General features: G+C 47.6%; 14 protein-coding genes. 4 read left to right on the forward strand and 10 right to left on the reverse strand.

The window, feature by feature from the left end; genetic code table 11:
- Positions 1 to 273: 273 nt before the first annotated feature.
- The 7 genes from QUB12_RS05225 to pilM form a co-directional block, all read right to left on the reverse strand.
- A complete protein-coding gene (locus QUB12_RS05225; RefSeq protein ID WP_333300246.1) occupies positions 274 to 1,749 on the reverse strand; it encodes an NAD(P)/FAD-dependent oxidoreductase in 1,476 nt (491 codons plus the stop codon).
- Positions 1,750 to 2,175: 426 nt separating this feature from the next.
- Entirely contained in the window at positions 2,176 to 3,453 is a 1,278-nt protein-coding gene (locus tag QUB12_RS05230; RefSeq protein ID WP_333140064.1) for a threonine-phosphate decarboxylase, read from the reverse strand.
- A gap of 15 nt (positions 3,454 to 3,468) precedes the next feature.
- On the reverse strand, positions 3,469 to 3,777 hold the full coding sequence (locus QUB12_RS05235; protein WP_278187376.1) for an HU family DNA-binding protein: 309 nt from the start codon (positions 3,775 to 3,777) through the stop codon (positions 3,469 to 3,471).
- Positions 3,778 to 4,705: 928 nt separating this feature from the next.
- Positions 4,706 to 7,117, reverse strand: coding sequence for an AMIN domain-containing protein (locus QUB12_RS05240; RefSeq protein ID WP_333140066.1), 2,412 nt, complete (start codon positions 7,115 to 7,117; stop codon positions 4,706 to 4,708).
- 618 nt (positions 7,118 to 7,735) lie between these two features.
- Positions 7,736 to 8,536, reverse strand: coding sequence for a pilus assembly protein PilO (locus QUB12_RS05245; RefSeq protein ID WP_333305785.1), 801 nt, complete (start codon positions 8,534 to 8,536; stop codon positions 7,736 to 7,738).
- Entirely contained in the window at positions 8,533 to 9,444 is a 912-nt protein-coding gene (locus QUB12_RS05250; RefSeq protein ID WP_333140070.1) for a PilN domain-containing protein, read from the reverse strand. The genes QUB12_RS05245 and QUB12_RS05250 overlap by 4 nt, the downstream gene beginning before the upstream one ends.
- Positions 9,445 to 9,857: 413 nt before the next feature.
- Positions 9,858 to 10,952: a type IV pilus assembly protein PilM gene (gene pilM / locus QUB12_RS05255; protein WP_333140072.1), complete on the reverse strand. Its 1,095-nt coding sequence runs from the start codon at positions 10,950 to 10,952 to the stop codon at positions 9,858 to 9,860.
- 380 nt (positions 10,953 to 11,332) lie between these two features.
- Between pilM and QUB12_RS05260 the strand changes: the two genes are divergently transcribed.
- The 3 genes from QUB12_RS05260 (at position 11,333) to QUB12_RS05270 (ending at position 14,162) form a co-directional block, all read left to right on the forward strand.
- The gene (locus QUB12_RS05260; RefSeq protein WP_333305787.1) at positions 11,333 to 12,616 is read left to right on the forward strand and encodes a sugar ABC transporter substrate-binding protein; all 1,284 of its coding nucleotides are present in this window, start codon (positions 11,333 to 11,335) and stop codon (positions 12,614 to 12,616) included.
- Between the two features lie 326 nt (positions 12,617 to 12,942).
- Positions 12,943 to 13,386: a retroviral-like aspartic protease family protein gene (locus QUB12_RS05265; RefSeq protein WP_333140076.1), complete on the forward strand. Its 444-nt coding sequence runs from the start codon at positions 12,943 to 12,945 to the stop codon at positions 13,384 to 13,386.
- Positions 13,387 to 13,586: 200 nt separating this feature from the next.
- On the forward strand, positions 13,587 to 14,162 hold the full coding sequence (locus tag QUB12_RS05270; RefSeq protein WP_333140078.1) for a Uma2 family endonuclease: 576 nt from the start codon (positions 13,587 to 13,589) through the stop codon (positions 14,160 to 14,162).
- 5 nt (positions 14,163 to 14,167) lie between these two features.
- Here the strand turns inward: QUB12_RS05270 and QUB12_RS05275 are convergent, their stop codons facing one another.
- Positions 14,168 to 15,433 (reverse strand): folylpolyglutamate synthase/dihydrofolate synthase family protein, encoded by a 1,266-nt coding sequence (locus tag QUB12_RS05275; RefSeq protein ID WP_333305790.1) that lies wholly within the window; start codon positions 15,431 to 15,433, stop codon positions 14,168 to 14,170.
- 153 nt (positions 15,434 to 15,586) lie between these two features.
- On the opposite strand from QUB12_RS05275, the gene QUB12_RS05280 reads away from it, so the two are divergent.
- Positions 15,587 to 16,573 (forward strand): DNA cytosine methyltransferase, encoded by a 987-nt coding sequence (locus QUB12_RS05280; protein ID WP_333140082.1) that lies wholly within the window; start codon positions 15,587 to 15,589, stop codon positions 16,571 to 16,573.
- Between the two features lie 94 nt (positions 16,574 to 16,667).
- Here QUB12_RS05280 and QUB12_RS05285 read toward each other — a convergent pair whose 3' ends face one another.
- Positions 16,668 to 17,207 carry a hypothetical protein gene (locus QUB12_RS05285; RefSeq protein WP_333140084.1) on the reverse strand — a complete coding sequence of 180 codons (540 nt, stop codon included), beginning with the start codon at positions 17,205 to 17,207 and terminating at the stop codon, positions 16,668 to 16,670.
- Positions 17,204 to 17,660 (reverse strand): DUF4365 domain-containing protein (locus QUB12_RS05290; protein ID WP_333300250.1); only part of this gene is annotated, 457 nt, incomplete at its 5' end. The genes QUB12_RS05290 and QUB12_RS05285, both read right to left, overlap by 4 nt.

Genomic DNA, 17,660 nt, shown 5'->3' on the forward strand with positions numbered 1-17,660 from the left:
TTAATCTCATCAGTACAATTCGGGCGACTCTGCATTTAAAGCAGGAAGCAGAGGAAATCTAGTTTGTGCGCTCGATGGCGGATCGGTAGGGAGTCATAGGCTCCAAGCCGAATTATTTGTCCTGATGCAACAACAAGCTGCCCCACTTTAATAAGTGAATCAGGCATTTAATGCCAAAATTCAGAAGCCAACTGTGGAATTAGCCCAAGTCAATTATATTTTGCCACTCACATACTTACCAATTACCAATTACCAATTACCCCTTTGATTGTTTCACTTCCAATACCTGCGCCAGTGAAACAAATTCTCCCATAAATTGCGCGAAAAAGTATTGCTACCCAAGCGCTGCGACTCCCAAAGAGCCGCAGTTTGACCGTTAATTGCCGAAAAACTCGACCAAATATAAGGAAGTTGGGCGATCGCCTCAACCTTCATCCCGTGACGCACAGCCAAAGCGATCGCGTGAATCAACTCAGCAGCTTGCGGCCCCACAATACTCGCTCCCAACATCTCACCATTGCGACGCCCGACAATCTTACAAAAACCAGTTGTATCCCCGGACATTTGAGCTCTTTCAACATTCTTGAAATATTCCCGACAAACAATGAGATCGTCTCCAAAACGGCGCCTTGCTTGCGCTTCAGTCAAGCCAACCCTCGCCAACTGCGGATCGGAAAAAATCGCCCAAGGAATCCCGCGATAATCTATTTGAAACAGCGGCAAAAACAAAGCATTTTTCACAGCAACCGCAGCTTCGTAATTAGCGATGTGAGGGAACGGATAACCCCCAGCAACATCGCCGATCGCATAAATGCGGCGATTAGTTGTTTGCAGCTTTTCATTTAAAATCACCCCGCGAGCGCTGTATTTAACCTTAGCCGCTTCGAGATTTAACGATGAAAAATTGTGCCCTCTACCGGCGGCTAGAAAAATCTCCTCAGCTTCGATCGCTCTTGGCCCAGCTTGAATCCACTTTTTACCCTCAATCACCCTAGCTTGAGTCACCTCAGTAGCAGTCAGAATCCGCACTCCTTCAGCTTCCATTCCAGCTTGCACCAAACCAGCAGCCTCCCGGTCTTCTTTAGCCAAAATGTGCGAACTTTTCACCACCAAAGTGACAGCAACCCCCAGGCGAGCAAAAGTCTGAGCCACTTCGACACCGCTGGGATCGGCACCGATTACAGCCAAACTTTTAGGCAACTGGGGAAGTTTTGCTAATTCCCCGACAGTTTCCGAAGTAAAAAATCCAGCAGACGAAAGTCCTTCAATATTGGGAATCGCCGGCAGAGTTGGACAAGCTAGCAAATAACAGAGCGATCGCAATTTCCGCCCACCTGCAACAAAAGCCAAATCCGGTTTCGCAACAAACTCGCCGCTGCCAAAAATAACATCGACCCCGCGAGCAGCCAAAACGCCGAGATCATCAATTTCTGACAAATTAGAAACAACACCGTCGGCCCACTTCAGAACCCCCTCAAACCCCAATTTGATCGGAATGGAGGAATTAGCGACTTCCCAGCGAAGCCCCAATTGCTGACGGCTGATCTGCTGGGCAAAACGAGCAGCCTCCCTCAAAGTTTGGCTGTATCTCAAACCAAGGTCGATCGACTCTTTTTCCCCAGTCGGCAAATCTTGGGAATTACTTAGCGGTTCCACCAAAGCAACGCGGGCCGGGAAATTAGTTGCAGTCAAAGCAGCATAACGTCCGGCCGGAGTTCCACCAATAATCACTAAATCATAGTCAAGCATAAATAAAGAAGTCAATCGATTTTAGATTTTAGATTTTAGATTTTAGATTAAAGAATTGAAGCATTGACCACGGATAAATTCGGGGGGCAACTTTCATCGGATACAGGTTTTTTATTTCTGGACGGATGAATCCGGGGGCTTGTATCCTGGATGCTTTCGGTCAGTAGTCAGTAGTCATTAGTCATTAGTTAGTAGTTTAGGACGATCGGCGCGCGGGGTCATAAACCCGGTTTCTTCCTAGATACTTCGCTGTAAAACCCAAGATTTATCATAGAAACCGGGTTTCTTGGGGATGTCCGCTCAAACGACCAATAAAATCAGTTTGTCAACTTTTATTGGTTGTTAACAGTCAACCGTCAACTGTCAACTGTCAACTGACAACCGTCAACTGTCAACCGTCAACTGTCAACTGTCAACTGACAACCGTCAACTGTCAACTGTCAACTGACTAATGACTTCTTTAAGTCCAGCAATCAGCCGCAGATTGTCCGCCTTGGAGCGCACAGCCACCCGAAAAAACCGATCGCCCAACTCAGGAAAACTCAAACAATCCCGAATCAAAATCCGGTGTCGTTCCAACAGACTTTTTTGAATAGAAGAAACCGACATCGACGACTCAACCAACAAGAAATTAGCCGCCCCGGCAAAAGGCTGCAAACCCGGCAAATTAGCCAAACCCTCAAATAGTTCTCGGCGAGCAACAGGCAGCCAATCCCAAGTTTGCCGCTCAAAAACAGTATCTCGCACCACAGCAGCAGCAGCAGCAGCAGCCAAAGCATTCACAGGCCAAGGATCGCGCAGTAACTGCCAGCGGCGGAGAATATCGGGATGGGCGATCGCACAGCCCAACCGCAGTCCCGGCAGAGAATAGAATTTAGTGAGCGATCGTAAAATCACCAAATTCGGAAACTCCTCAACAGCATCGATCAAAGTTTCCTGCTCAGAAGGCGGTAGAAAGTCCATAAAGGCCTCATCCACCACCACCATAGCTAACTGCTTCAAATAAGGCAAAATCGCCTCCCTACCAAACAGCAAACCCGTAGGATTGTGCGGGTTGTTCAGGAGCAAACCTCGTCTATCGGCATCGAGAGCAAGAGGAACCGGGAGACGCAAAGAAGGGGAGACAAGGGAACGGTTAGAAACCGACAAATCATCCGTTACTAACCGGCTTCCAGCCTCCGCGTCCAACGATTTCAGATCCAACTGAGATGTTGCAGCATTCTCAATTACTTGTTTAGGAACAGGCAAGATGCCTGTTCCACAAAATTCATCTCTTGTGGAATGGGCATCTTGCCCGTTCTTGACAATGGTGCAAGATTTAAGATCCAAAGGACATTTGAGAACCTGCGCCCCGAAAGCCGAAAGAGCCCGCCAGTAATCGCCAAAAGCCGGAGTCACCAAATAAGTCGCCTCCAGCTTCGACAAATCCCAAGCCGCCCAAGTCAACAATTCTGCCGAACCATTCCCCGGCAAAATCCAATCCCGGTCAACCTTCAAAGCCTCCCCCAAAGCAGTCCTGAGCTCCCCATAATCCGGGTCTGGGTAAGCCGTCAGACTGCTCAAGTGTGATTGAATCGCAGCCAGGGCCGACTCAGGAGGGCCCAAAGGACTGATACTCGCAGAAAAATCAAGAATAGCAGAGGCAGGGCAGCCTGCCAGTGCGGCTGCCCAAGCTAAATTCCCACCGTGTACAGGTCTAATCAAGACTCAGTTCGCCAGCTATTCCGCGTTTTTCGGCGGTGCAACTCTGTCCTTAAACAACTTCCCTGCGGAAAATGCAGGAACTCTGGTTGCCGGGATTTCCATCTTGTCGCCAGTTTTGGGATTGCGACCCTCGCGGGCCTTGCGTTCCCGCGACTCAAACGAGCCAAAACCGACCAGCGTCACCTTGTCGCCATCAGAGACAGCTTCCATGATTGCTTCGAGGGCGGCACTCAAAACAGCATCTGCCTGTTTTTTCGTCACGCTAGCCTTTTCCGCGACTGCATCAACCAATTCACCTTTGTTCATTGCGAACTCCTTCTGGATTTGCAAAATTACGTTAAACAGAGTTAGTTCAACTATTAGCTGTGAGTTATCAACTGGATTGAGGTGTGGATTGGGAGGTTTGGGTGGTTCCCGATTGCTCCCGTCCGCTTCCCCGAATCACAACTCCTGCTGAATACCAATTACCCTAGGATAATTGGTCAGAGAAGGAATTTTTGTTTCTAACTGCTGAAAACCCCACAGCATCTAATTTTCACTGCATTATTCTAAAGTCTTGCCGACCGTTATGGATCGGTGGAACCTTTAATTTATATGCAACTTGCTAATTTTTGTAATTAATCCCAAAATTTAGGTAAAAAAATACCACCTTCGAGAGAAGATTTCTCGCCTCGGTGGATTTGAAAGCATAAAAAAAGAAGAAATAGAAGGAATAAAATGTAATTTGTCAAGGGCTAAAGGAAAAGTTTTTTCCTTCTTCCTTCTTTCTTTCCCATCTTTCTTTCCCCGGTGGGCAGGGCTGTTTCATTCTCCCGAAACCCGCCAGGGGTTGAAACCCCTGGCTAATAGCGAAAGTCGTCTGAAGACGACTGAAAGAGTGATTGATAGTCCTTTTGCATGGGACTAATGAGTTCTTTAGTCCTCTTTGAGAGGACTTTCGCTTTGAGGCAGGGGTTTCAACCCCTGTCGGACTGTCGGACTGTCGGACTGTCGGACTGTCGGACTCAGGGGAAAAAGCGTGGAAAGTTGAGAGCAATGCCTTCTTCCACCGCCAGGGACTGAAGTCCCTGTCTCATAGCTGAAGTCGGTTAAAACCGACTCAAATACTAATTTTTAGTCCTCTTTTAGAGGACTTTCGCTTTGAGGCAGGGGTTTCAACCCCTGTCGGACTGTCGGACTGTCGGACTGTCGGACTGTCGGACTCAGGGGAAAGAGCATGGAAAGTTGACAGCAAGGCATTTTTCCTTTGTTCCTACTGTCTCGGCTGGACGGGCTGACTGCGCTGCAACAGTTGGCGCGCGTCGGGACTGATGTTGTTTTGGTAGCCAAAGTTCGATCGATCGCTATCATCCAAAATCTGCGGCGTCAGCAATACAATCACTTCCGCCCGCTCGTTGATCTTATTAGTGCTCCTGAACAGCGAACCGATAATCGGCAAATCTCCTAAAATCGGAATCTTCGTCGCTGTAACCCGGTCTTGGTCGCGGATAATCCCCGATAAAATCAAAGTCTGACCGTCCCGCAGGCGAATTAGCCCCGACTGCAAAGAGCGCTCAGCCAGCAGGGTGATACTGTTATTTTCTCCTGCGCCAGTGCTCAGGGGTCGAGACGGGCCGATCGCACTGACGATTGGGTTGACTCGCAGAGAGACAAAACCGTTATCGTCGATGCGATCGATCGCCACTCCCAAGCGCAAACCTGCCTGGCCTTTTTCTGCCGTCACCGTTCTGGTAGTTTGACCTGCTGTTGTCTGCGATTCCGATCGAATGTTAGTAATCACTTCTTCGGTGATATTCACATTCGCCGTTTCCCCTTCTTGGACAACCAGAGTCGGGTCAGTCAGGATTTTGGCATTCTGGCTGGTAATACTGGCCTGCAGGTTAGACAGAAAACGTCTTGGATATTGGAACAGCGGGAACTGACCAAAAAGCGCACTTCCCGAAGTGGTTGCCGAGCCTGGATCGTAATCCGTAATTCCAACTCGCGTGGGGTCATTAGTCACTGGGGCTGTCGGCTGGAGGAACACACCTTTGGTGGGGGGTAGACCTGGACCTAGAGATTGACCTGTCAAGGGCACGATACGCCGGCCGTTCGCATCGTAGAAAGGAGTATCCCTGAATTCTTGGGGAATGTCTCGGTTCTCAATAATCGGCCGATTAGCTATCCCAGTAGTTACAGCGTCGGTATCGGGCGGATTAATACCACCAAAATTGACGATCGCCGCCCCGCCGTCATTGACAAAGAAACTGTCATTAATCCCGAAAGAGAAGCTAGTATTTGTTCTGTTGTCTCCCGACAAGTTGATATCGATCACCTTGACGTTGACAGCTACTTGACGGCGGCGCAAATCTAGCTGTGTCAAGAAAGCCACAGCCATGTCAACTTTGCGCGGGTCGCCCACCAAAGTGATGGAATTGAGCCGAGAATCCGCCAGCACCGAAAGTCCCCTCAGCAAGAGCGGCCCGGTGCCTTCCCTAGCGCCGATCGCCTTAATGTCGGGTTCCCTAATTTCCACATCCCGCGCCGCATTTCCCTGGCCGACGCTTTGAATAGTCACCCGAGTAATCGGCAGTTGAGTTTCCGCGCCTTGAGCGCTCAAAAAGTTAGCTGCATCCGTAGACCGAACTTGATTGAGCCGCAGAGTCCGAATGATAATATTGCGCGAGTCGATCGGCAAGCTAGTCCCTACAAAAATCGTCCGCCCCTGGCGGTTAGCTTGCAGCCCGCTGAGCCGCAGCACGTAATTAAAGACATCTTGCACCGACTCATTTTCGATGTCCAAAGAAATCTTCGGCCCTTCATCTGACCCGGAGGCTCCTGGCTGACCAGGCACTGCGGGCTGGCCCGGTTGAGCAGGGGCCCCGCCACCTGTAAAAGCAATGTTCAAGCCTGCAGCGCGCGCCAGCAGAGCCAAAACGTCCCGGACTGGGGCATCCCGCAGCACCAAGCGGGGGATGCGTTCTCCCGAACTCAGCTCAATATTTCCGACGCCAGGGGCGATGTTAGACACTGCGATATCTCCCAAGGGCGGCGCCACGGCCCGCGGCAGGAAAGGCGCTGCCTGATTTGTCTGGGATTGTATTTCGCTGGGGAGGGGGGGGCGATCGTTTCTGGTAACAGTAACTTCTGGATTTGGCAGCAGCACGCCTGGGTTTTGCGAGGTGCGGACTTGGGGAGTCGGCGGGGGAGCTGTTTGGCTCAGCGGCAGTCCCGGAGGCGGCGGGGGTGGAGTTTGGGCAGACTGTGCTGTGCCACCCTGTCCGGCAACGCTGAGGACGATGCTTTGGCCTTGTCCCGGAACAATTTGTCCGTTGGGAACTCCGTTGGTGCCGGCTACCACAACGCGGATGCTGTTAGCCTCTACCTGGGTGATTTCTACGGAAGAAATTCCCGGAGCGGGGTTATCTTGACGGAAGCTGTTGCCTTGTGGTAAGCGGAGCTGGGTGTTGATAATTGTGGCTTGGTAAGTATTGCCGTTATTGATGGCGAAAACTTGCGGGCGATCGCCCTTTTCTGTCGCCATAACAATATTTACGCCATTATTACCTTGACTTATTTGCACTCCTGTGACTTGAGTCGGCACTGCCAAGACGGGGGCTTGGGCGATCAGAACTCCTGCAACGCTGCATAAGAGTCCTCCACTTAACCGTAGATGCTGTTTCACGTTCTCTCCTCAACTACACTTTGTTATTTATTTGTTGTTCGCAGTCTTTTGTCGCTAGCTGCTAAACTGACTAAAATATTCAAGGGCTCGATCCTTTTTGAAGGAAGAATTTATGCCCTTTTCGATTTTCTATTTTCGATAGGGAATAACTGATGACATCAGGGTTAGAAACTATCCTACAGCAATCCTCGCATCATTTGTGTACTTCTTACTCCCTCCCCTTTGTAAGGGGATGGTTGGGGTGGGGTAAAAAATTTACGACTCCTGCAAGGATTGCTACACAGTTCCATTACTTTGAGAAACTGGTATTAGAAGAAATTAGGTTTTAGAGCAAATTGTTGAGTGCCATATAAAAAATATTTTTGTGGCCTTCATGATTTTTTGACTTATACCTTCAATCTTCAAAATTCCACCTTCTGCCTTCTCCTTTCTTGTGAAAGAGCAAGTTGGGAACAATAGCTAATATAGCGGTTCTCAAAAAAGTGAGGTATGCCCTATGCCCTATGCCCTATGCCCTATGCCCTATGCCCTATGCCCTATGCCCTATGCCCTATGCCCTATGCCCATGAGTACCTCATATGAGAGCTCGAAAGGCTATATCTATCCGCCAAACTACCGCTACTTAGCACCAGGACTCGGAGCCGGAGTTGGCGGTTTTTCTTCTTGCTTTAACGGCAGCAGCGCGTGCAATTCAAAAGCGGTTTTAATTTGAGTTGGCGGCTGCTCCACAGGAACTATTTTCCCTTTCAAAAAGTCAACTTGAATTGCCCCAGTTGATGGTAGCAATTCCGATCTCAAATTCTTCACTACCAACAGCGACTGCATCAACTCCAAGTTACGCATAAAATTGCGGGTTTGAGCGAAAGTGCCTTCAAACTCTACCTTAAATTTTTTGCGTCTGAGCTTGCCAGCCAGGGACGGCCCGAAGGAGGTATCTGCCAGAATATCAGGGTCTACAGTTCCCGGCGCGGCGGTTGCTGCTGCTGGGGGCATATCCGGCTCAAATTTGGTAATTTTAGCCTTGAGGTCATCTCCTTGCACGCCGGCGTTGATTCTATTAACGAGTTGGGTCATGTCAAGCAAAAGCGTGTTGGCGCTGGCGTCGCTGGCAAACATTGCCGTCACGTTGGCCCGGCGCTGTTTTGCTTCTTCTTGCTTTGCTTCTGCTTCTGCCTTTTTTTGAATTTGAGTTTGCAATTGCACTTGCGTTTGCTCGCTTTCGCTAAGTTTTTGCTTGAATGCGTCTCTTTTTTGGAATTCGGGAAGTACGAACTGGTAGCCGAGGCCGCCGGCAATAACGAGTCCGAGAACTGCGATGCCGATTGCTTGGACTTGGGGTGTCAGCTTAATGCCGAATATTTCCTGAGCCCCTGTCTCTTCTGCTTGTGCGCCGCTGGGAATAAACTGATTTGCTGTCATTGTTTTTTCACCTCTGGTTTTTGTGGTTCTAGCACTCCTTTTTCTTGAAGTGTTTCTATGCGTATTGCGAGCCCGTCTGCTTGCTTGCTTCGCAGCTCGGGGAGCAACTCGGAGGCCCCCGTCGGGCTGAGCGTCGTTTCAATTTTATATTCCACCACTTTCCGCAGTTTGGGAAGTTCTGTTACTCCTGCTGCACTTTGGTTCCGCAATTGTACTTGTGCCGGGTTGTCTTTTAAGGTCGCTGCTAGCAGTCTGGTGTCAGTATTGAGGAAGAAAGGAGAGCGCTGGACTAGCAACATAAAGTCGTTAACTTGAGCAAAGGTACTGGCTATCCCTGAAATTTGTACTTTTGCTGACTGCTGGGGGACGACGGGCGGGGGGGGAGCTGCAGCCGGGGTAGGGCTGGCTGGGGACGGACTCGCCCCTGGGGACGGGCTGGCTGCGGGGGTGGCTGCGGGGGGTGGGGGTGCTGCTGCAACGGGGGAGGGACTCGGGTCGATTTGCTCGATTTTGGCAATTTGCACTCCGGCGGGAGTGCGGACACTCAGGTCTTGCAGCATCGCCGACCAAGGTTTAATTTGGTCGAATACTCCGGCTAATGCTTTGTATTCGGCGGTAACTTGGTCGGTTTCGGCGTTGATGGCTTTGATGGTGTTGGCTTGAGTGTTTAGCTTGGCAAGTTCTTGGTCGATGGCTTCTTGTTTTTTGGTCAAGCTGGTATTTTCGTTAGTCGCCAACCACCAGGCGCCCATGACTGCGGCGTTGATGCCAAAGGCAAACAGCACTGCCCCATATATGGGCAGTTGGTCTTTTGCTCCACCGGAACTTTTTTTAGCTGAGCTTTTGGCTGCTGCAACGGGTTTGTAGTCTGGACGGTCGTTGAGAAAATTAATATCTAGGCTGTACATGGCTTCACTCGATTTTATAGCAGAAGGAAGAAGGCAGAAGGCACAAGGTAGAAGGTAGAAGGCACGAGGTAGAAGGTAGAAGGTAGAAGGAAAAAGTGATCTACCGCTTATGTTTCAGCAATTAAGAACGTCCTAACAGTCTTGGTTGTTGCTATAGATTTAAATTGGAAATTTTAGATTTTAGACAGAACCCAAGATTGCTGGTACAAGTGAAGGATTTATTTAGGGAATACAGAAACAACTTTCTGCCTTCTACTGAAGGAAGGGGCTGCTTCTACCTCAGATATATTCTACCTTTTACCTTCTATCTTCTACCTCCAATATTCTACCTTCTGCTTTCTGCCTTCTTCTTTTGGAAGGGGTTTTTACCTAAAATTCTCACATCTGTTTTTCTCTCATCTAAAACTGTTAGGTCACATAACCTCCCTTAGTCCTAAACCTAGGGCGACTCCTAAACCTGCTCGCTGTTCTGGGGTAATTTCTTGGCTGATTTCGAGTCCTAGGGTTTCGATGGGATCGACTTGAGATGCGGGCAAGCTTAATCTTTGCATAAAAAATTCGTCTAGTTTGCCGATCGCAGCTCCAGGGCCTGCTAGCAGCAGTTGCGCTACTTCGAGTTCTTCGCTCTGGTTGAGGTAAAAGTCTACTGAGCGACGCAGTTCGTCTGCTAGTTCTCCTAATACTTTAATCATCGCATTTGTTCCCGGATTAGCGTCTCCTGATGCGCCCATTGTATCTGTGACTGGCAGGGTCATGCCTTGCAGTTCGCTGGTGTCTCTGGTTGGTGGCAGGTTCATGGCTTGGTTGAGGGCGGTCTGGATTTGGTAGGTGCCGATCGGGATGGTACGGTTGAACTGAGGTATGCCGTCCACTACTATAGCTAACTCGGTGCTGTCAAATTCTATGGCAGTGAGAACTGCTGCTTCTTGGGAGGAAAATTGTTGCAGTTGGTCTTTGAGGGTGCGGATTAGGGCAAAACTGGTTACTTCTAGTACGTCTATAACCAGTCCGGCTTCTTTGAAGGTTTCGATGTATGTGTCGGTAACTTCTCTGCGGGTTGCTACTAACACGACTTGCACTTTTTCTACTCCGTCGTCATCTACAAATAGGCCTATTTTTTGATAGTCTACGTCGGCGTCTTCTCTGGGAAACGGCAAGTAAAGTCCTGCTTCTGCGTTCATGTAATCCCGCAGTTCTTCTTCGTTGAGCTCTGCGGGAACTGGGATGAGGCGGATGACGGCTTCACGGCCAGGAATGGCTGTGGCTACTCGCTTGGCTTTGATTTTGTTTTCGGCGAGGACGGTACGTATTAGTTCTGCCATTCCCGGCGGATCGACTATTTGTCCTTCTTGTATATAGTCTTCTGGAACTTCTATTGAGGCTAGGATGCCTAATTTTAATGCCTGACCTTTCTTTTCGAGCTGAATGATGTTGATGCGGTCTGGGGCTATTTCGAGCCCGATTCCTGGCTGGCGTTGGGAAAGTAGACCTTTGAAAAAGTTAACCATGTGATTGGGTCGCCGATAATTGCTATTTTTTTCTTTTGTAGTTGGCCAGCCTGATTCAGCGCGCAGGCCTGTTGGAGGGTTGGTTTCCAACTGCCGCCAGAGTGCTGTAATCTCGGTATCCCGCCGTAGCTACGCAGCTCAGTCTGTGTTGCGCGATCGCTAGTTCCGATTTTATGCTATCCAATTTACTTGACAATAGCTATTCTGCGGAGAATGTCAATAAATTCCAGCTCGATCGACCGAAAACCCGCCGATTCTGCACAAAAACAGACTATCTCGCTCCTGAACCCAGGTACAAAACTCTGTTACTGACTCATCGCGCTTGATTCGGGCGAGCGCTTTTTTGTCTGACGGTTCCCATAACTCTCAAATTTTATTCTATGAAACGTAAATCTTGGCAACTGTTTGCTGTTTTTGGGCTGGTGGGACTGCTGCTGGCTGCGGTGGTGAGTTGCAGCAAACCGGCTGTTAATTCCCAGGCAAATAATACGCAGGAAATCGAGTTCTGGACTATGCAGCTTCAACCTCAGTTTACTGAGTATTTCAACAAGACGATCGCCGGTTTTGAAGCCCAAAATCCGGGGGTGAAGGTGCGTTGGGTGGACGTTCCTTGGTCGGCGATGGAAAGCAAGATTTTGGGGGCTGTTTCGGCGAAAACTGCGCCGGATGTGGTGAACCTAAATCCCGATTTTGCTTCGCTGTTGGCGGGACGCAATGCTTGGCTGGATTTGGATTCTCGGATTCCGCAGCAAGTTCGTGAGCTCTATCTCCCAAATATCTGGAAAGCTAGTGTACTCGACGGCAAGACTTTTGGCATTCCTTGGTATCTCACGACTGGGGTGACAATTTACAATACGGAGTTGTTAAAGAAGGCTGGAATTGCTAAGCCTCCTGCTACTTATGCCGAGTTGGCACAGGTTGCGAAGCAGGTGAAGGAGAAGACTGGTAAGTTTGCTTTTTTTGTGACTTTTGTGCCGGAAGATTCGGCGGAGGTTTTGCAATCTTTCGTGCAGATGGGTGTGCCTTTGGTTGACGCTAAAGGCAAGGCGGCTTTTAATACTGCTAAGGGCAAAGCTGTTTTTCAGTATTGGGTGGATTTGTACAAGGGCGGACTTTTGCCACAGGATGTTTTGGTGCAGGGACATCGTAGGGCGATCGAGCTTTATCAAGCTGGGGAAACTACTTTTTTAGCTTCCGGGCCTCAGTTTTTGAAGGCGATTTCTGAGAATGCGCCGAGTATTGGTGCTGTTTCGGCTGCTGCGCCTCAAATTACGGGGGAAACAGGCAAGAAGACTGTGGCGGTGATGAATTTGGTTGTGCCCCGCGACAGCAAGCGTCCTGATGATGCTGTCAAGTTTGCTTTGTACGTGACTAATTCTCAAAATCAGTTGGCTTTTGCTAAGGCTGCTAATGTTTTACCTTCTACGGTTGAGGCTTTGCAGGACGATTATTTTAAGACAGTTTCTGCTGATGCTCCTGCTGCCGATCGAGCTCGCGTTGTTAGTGCTTCTGGGTTGAGTTCCGCCGAGCTATTGATTCCGCCTTTGAAGGATGTTAAGAAGCTGCAAAAGGCGATTTATGACAATTTGCAGGCGGCAATGTTGGATGAAAAGTCGGTAGACCAAGCTGTTGCTGATGCGGCTAAGGCTTGGGATCAAAGGTAGTTTTTAATTGAAGCTGGGGCGGGATTTTTTTTGATCTCGCCCCTTGCTTTTTTGGGCTACTTGACGTATTATTAAATAATGGGAATCTGTGCCGCCATATATAAGCATATATAAGCTTTTAAGTTATTATCATAATTAAGTTCCCAGTCAGGATATTAGTCCTTAAAGATGAGGACTAATGTCCTGACTGCGAACTTAAAAATTGCTATAAGTCCTGTACCTATTAAAACAACTAAGGACAATGTTTGTTGCTCCGGGCGATCGCTCCTGCATATAAGTTACAATTAAAGTACGTAATAACTCCGACGCTTAAGTAGGAGACAAATATGCAAATTAAAAGCAACAATGCAATGGGAAAAGTTTTCGCCACTCTGACGATCGTTAATCGAGCCGACCAAATTCGGGCCGAAGATGGGACAATTTCACTAGACCAAATTCGCTCGATCACCCTCAAAAATGTATTGGTAGATACGGGAGCAACTACGTTGTGTCTGCCGCAAGATGCGATCGCCCAACTGGGACTTAAACTCCTGAAAGAAGTAGACGTAGCAACCGCAATGGGTATTGGCAAAGCTCGCATTTTCCGAGATGCTACCATATCGATGTTCGATCGCGAAGGAACCTTCGAGTGCTTGGAATTACCGGGAGGTAAAGATGCGCTTTTGGGCGTGATACCTTTAGAAGCATTGGGGTTAGAAATAGACTTGCAAAAACAAATTTTGAAGCCTTTGCCCATCAGCCCAACTGAAACGTATTTGACGATTTTGTAGGAAATTTATTTTTTGAGGCAATTGTCCTTGACAAAAGCGATCGCCCCCTCTCACAGACCCAATTTATTGATCCCGTGCGATCGCCTTTCTCAATGCAGCTTGATTGATGATTTGTAGGAATATAGCCTGAATTCCTCAAATATTCAGAAATTTGACTCGTGTTAAAATCAAAGCTCAGATCGGAATAGGATAAAATTCTTATGCCAGCAATGACACTCAAAGATTTAAACCAAGTTCAAACCCTGTTTTCCGAAGCGGGTTTAGATTACAAAATTGAACTAGAAGACGGGAGACTTTCAATTGTGGGGCCATCAGACATCGTATCCAGTGAAATCAGCAGTATTTTGATTCGCTTGCTGGGTAACTGGGTTTATCCCCGTCGCTTGGGGAGAGTCTTTGACTCCGCAGGCGGTTTCATCATGCCGGATACGAATGTGAAAGCACCGGATGTTTCTTTTGTGCGGGCCGCCCGCTTGCGCCAAAGTCCGCGTTATTTTGGAGAACTTGTCCCCGATTTGGTGGTTGAGATTAAATCTCAGGGCGATCGCATTAAGCTTATAGAAACCAAGGTTGGGAAGTTTATAGAATTGGGTGCGATCGTCGGAATTCTGATCGATCCTGATGAAGAAACAGTGACTATTTATCGCTCTACAGGTGAACCGACTGTTTTAGGAAATGGCGATATCTTAACAGTAGCAGAACTTTTTCCCGGTTGGGAATTGCCTGTTTCGGAATTGTGGCCTCCTATCTTTACTGAGGAAGAAACACAACTCTGATGCGTTTAAGCTTGGGATTGTTGTTGTTGCAGAAAATAGCCGACGAGATAAAGGGAACCGCAAAGGATTGTTAGGTTGTCACCTGTAACAGCAGCATCTAAAGCTGTTGTTAAGTCGGGGAAGGCTTGACAGAGAGTTAATTCGGGGCAGATAATTTGAGCGAGGGTGGCTAATTCTGCGGGGGATGATGAGTTTTGATCGGGTACGGGTACTAGGTAAAGTCGATCGCCCTTTTTGAGTAATGCTTTCAAAATATCCTCGCAGTCTTTAGTCGCAAGAATGCCGATTACCCAGTTAATCGGTGACGGGTGATTGTTCAGGCGATCGACATATTCACGCAGGGCGATAGCGGCGGCGGGGTTGTGCGCGCCGTCAATTAATATATTGCGGTTTTTCCAAGTTGTCTGCTGGAGTCTTCCGGGCCATTGGGTTTTGGCGATACCGTTTTCGATGGCGGTTGGGGAAATTTGCCATCCTTGCTGTTGGAGAGTTTGCAAAGTTGCGATCGCAATTGCTGAATTCATTAGTTGAATTTTTCCCAGCAGCGGCAATTGATATTTTATTTTAACCGCATTTTGATTTAACTGATATTCTGCGAATCCTTGTCCTAAATCTCTTGCTGGTTTTACCCAAGTTGCCGGACAGTCTAATTCTTGAATGCGTTTTTCTACTACTATTCTAGCTGATTCTGGCAATTCTCCGATCACGGCCGGACATTTTGCTTTGAGAATTCCCGCTTTTTCCCCAGCAATATCGGCGACGGTGGGGCCGAGTATTTGCCAGTGATCGAGACTGATAGAAGTGATGACGCTAGCGAGAGGTGTTTCGCAAACGTTTGTGGCGTCTAATCTACCGCCCAATCCAGTTTCTATCACTGCGATGTCTGTTTTTTGTTCAGCGAAATACAGCCAAGCTGCTGCGGTGATTATTTCAAATTGAGTGGGAGTTTCGGTGTTATTTTCGGTGGCGGCGACAACTCGTTCTAGACACTGTTGCAATTCTGTTGGGGAAATCGGTTTTTGGTTGATGCAAATTCTTTCTGTCCAATCGATTAAGTGCGGGGATGTGTAGCGTCCAACTCGATAGCCTGCTTCTGTTAGTACGGAAGAGAGATAAGCGCAAACGGAACCTTTGCCGTTGGTGCCGGCAATGTGGATAATGGGTACTTGTTGGTGTGGATTGTCTAGTTTTTGGAGAATTTGGTGAATTCTTTCTAGGCCGAGGTGGACGCCGAAGTGTTGGTAGGATTGGAGGATGGATTCTGCATTCATTGAGGATGATAAGTTCTGTTTGTGTGTGAATTAGATTTTTTTTTATTAACCGCAGAGGGCGCAGAGGGCGCAGAGTGAGAGAAGAAAGAGATAGATATCTAAGAAAAGAGAGGTTTATAATTGATTTATTGTATTTATTGTGGGTGAAAAAAGGTGGCTTTGGATATTATTTCTCTGTTTTCTGGTTGTGGGGGGTTGGATTTGGGTTTTCGCTTGGCTGGCTTTAATGTGGTTTGGGCGAATGAATATGATAAGTCTATTTGGGATACATATAATTTCAATCATCCTGAAACTATTTTAGATCGCAGAGATATCAGAAAAATCAAATCTGATGAAATTCCCAACTGTATTGGGATAATCGGTGGCCCTCCTTGTCAAAGTTGGAGTGCGGCGGGCGCTAAACGGGGGATTGATGACAGTCGGGGTCAACTTTTCTGGGAGTATATCAGAATTGTGCGGGACAAGCAGCCTTTGTTTTTTTTAGCTGAGAATGTTAGCGGTATCTTGGCTCCCAGAAACAAGGATGCTTTCACTTATATATTATCGCAGTTTGAGGACATCGGATATCGGGTTTCGTACAAGTTGTTAAATGCTAGAAATTTTGGGGTTCCGCAAGATAGGCAAAGGGTGATTGTTGTTGGCTATCGGGAAACTCTGGGTTTTAGTTTTCAGTTTCCCGAACCTGGAACCGATGTTTTGACGCTGAAAGATGCGATTTTTGATTTGCAGGCCGCGCCACTGTCAGTTAAGGCTAAATTAGATAATTATCACGATTCTGTCCCAAATCACGAATGTGCGGATTTGGGGTTTTCGAGCATTTATATGTCGCGCAATCGAGTTAGAAGTTGGTCAGAACCTTCTTTTACAATTCAGGCAAGCGGCAGACACGCGCCTCTGCATCCTCAAGCTAGTAAAATGATTTTGGTTGGCAAAGACAAACGCATTTTTGACCCCAATTCGCCTCTGCCTTACCGTCGGCTTTCTGTGCGAGAGTGCGCGAGAGTTCAGACTTTCCCGGATGAGTTTATTTTTAAGTACAAGTATATTGCTGATGGATACAAAATGGTCGGCAATGCTGTTCCTGTGAATTTGGCGAGGATGTTGGCGAATAAAATATTTGCGGATATTTCGCACTTGTAGCATGGAAAGTTTTGTAGGGGCGGGTTCGCCGAAATATTTGATAATTACCGACAAATTATATAAACCCGCCCCGTCTATACTAGCGGACATGATATTACAAATCATCTAAAGTAAAATTGCGGGGATTTTTGAGGGTAAAGGTTTGATTTTCTTTGATTAAATCTCCCGTACAGAGGAAAGGCAAGCGTTCTTGATAAGCTTTGATTGCGAGGATGTAATCTTTGTCTGCAAGTGAGGTTTGAATTTTCCGCAGTTTGTCGGCAATGACACCTAACAATGTAATTTCGCCGCTTAATTTGTCGGCATTGGGAGTTTGAATTTGCATCACGACTCCCTGAATGGTTGTATTGGGAATTCCGGTAATTAAGTCGGCTAAAATTTCTATTTGAGAGCGATTCTCGATGAGCTCCAATGTCTCTAGCATCAAGTTCATTGACACGGGAAAGTCGGGAAGCTTGCAATTTAAAGGTAGAACTATTTGAGGAGTTTCTGGGTTGAGATTGCCGCTTGTCCAAATAATAGCCCGATCGCCTATTTTTTGCGCTTGTTTCCAACCTTGGGATTCTAAGTAGTAGCTGATTCGATCCGGTTCGAGATTTTTGAGCAATTCAATATCTTTAATTGTGACATTCATATTTGTCTCCCGGTTGCAATCCGCTGCATGATAGTTGTCAGACTCTGGGCCGAAAATATATTTGTTCTGGGTATTGAAATAGTGATGGTTTCTTGATTGTCAGTAGGTGCTGCACCTTCTAATGATATCCAATAAGCGCCGCGTTTTAAACAGAGTTCCGCTTCTGTCTGTTGCAGCCAGTCGCTGGGGCGATCGGGAACTGTCACCACAATTATAATTCTAGGAGGGTAGGCATTGTTGGCGCTCAATTCTTGGTAGTTTTTAATGTTCAGGGGATAGCGAAGGCTATTTTCATTCAAAATATCTCTTGATGTACATTTGACTTGAAGATAAAGAATGGGAAAGTTTGGTAAACCTGATGCTGCTATTCCCGTGATACAGCATATTCCATGTATATATGATACACTGTATTTAGTACATAAGCGAAAAAAATGAAACCTTATTCGATCGAGT

The sequence above is a fragment of the Microcoleus sp. B7-D4 genome (assembly GCF_036705125.1).
Lineage (GTDB): Bacteria > Cyanobacteriota > Cyanobacteriia > Cyanobacteriales > Microcoleaceae > Microcoleus.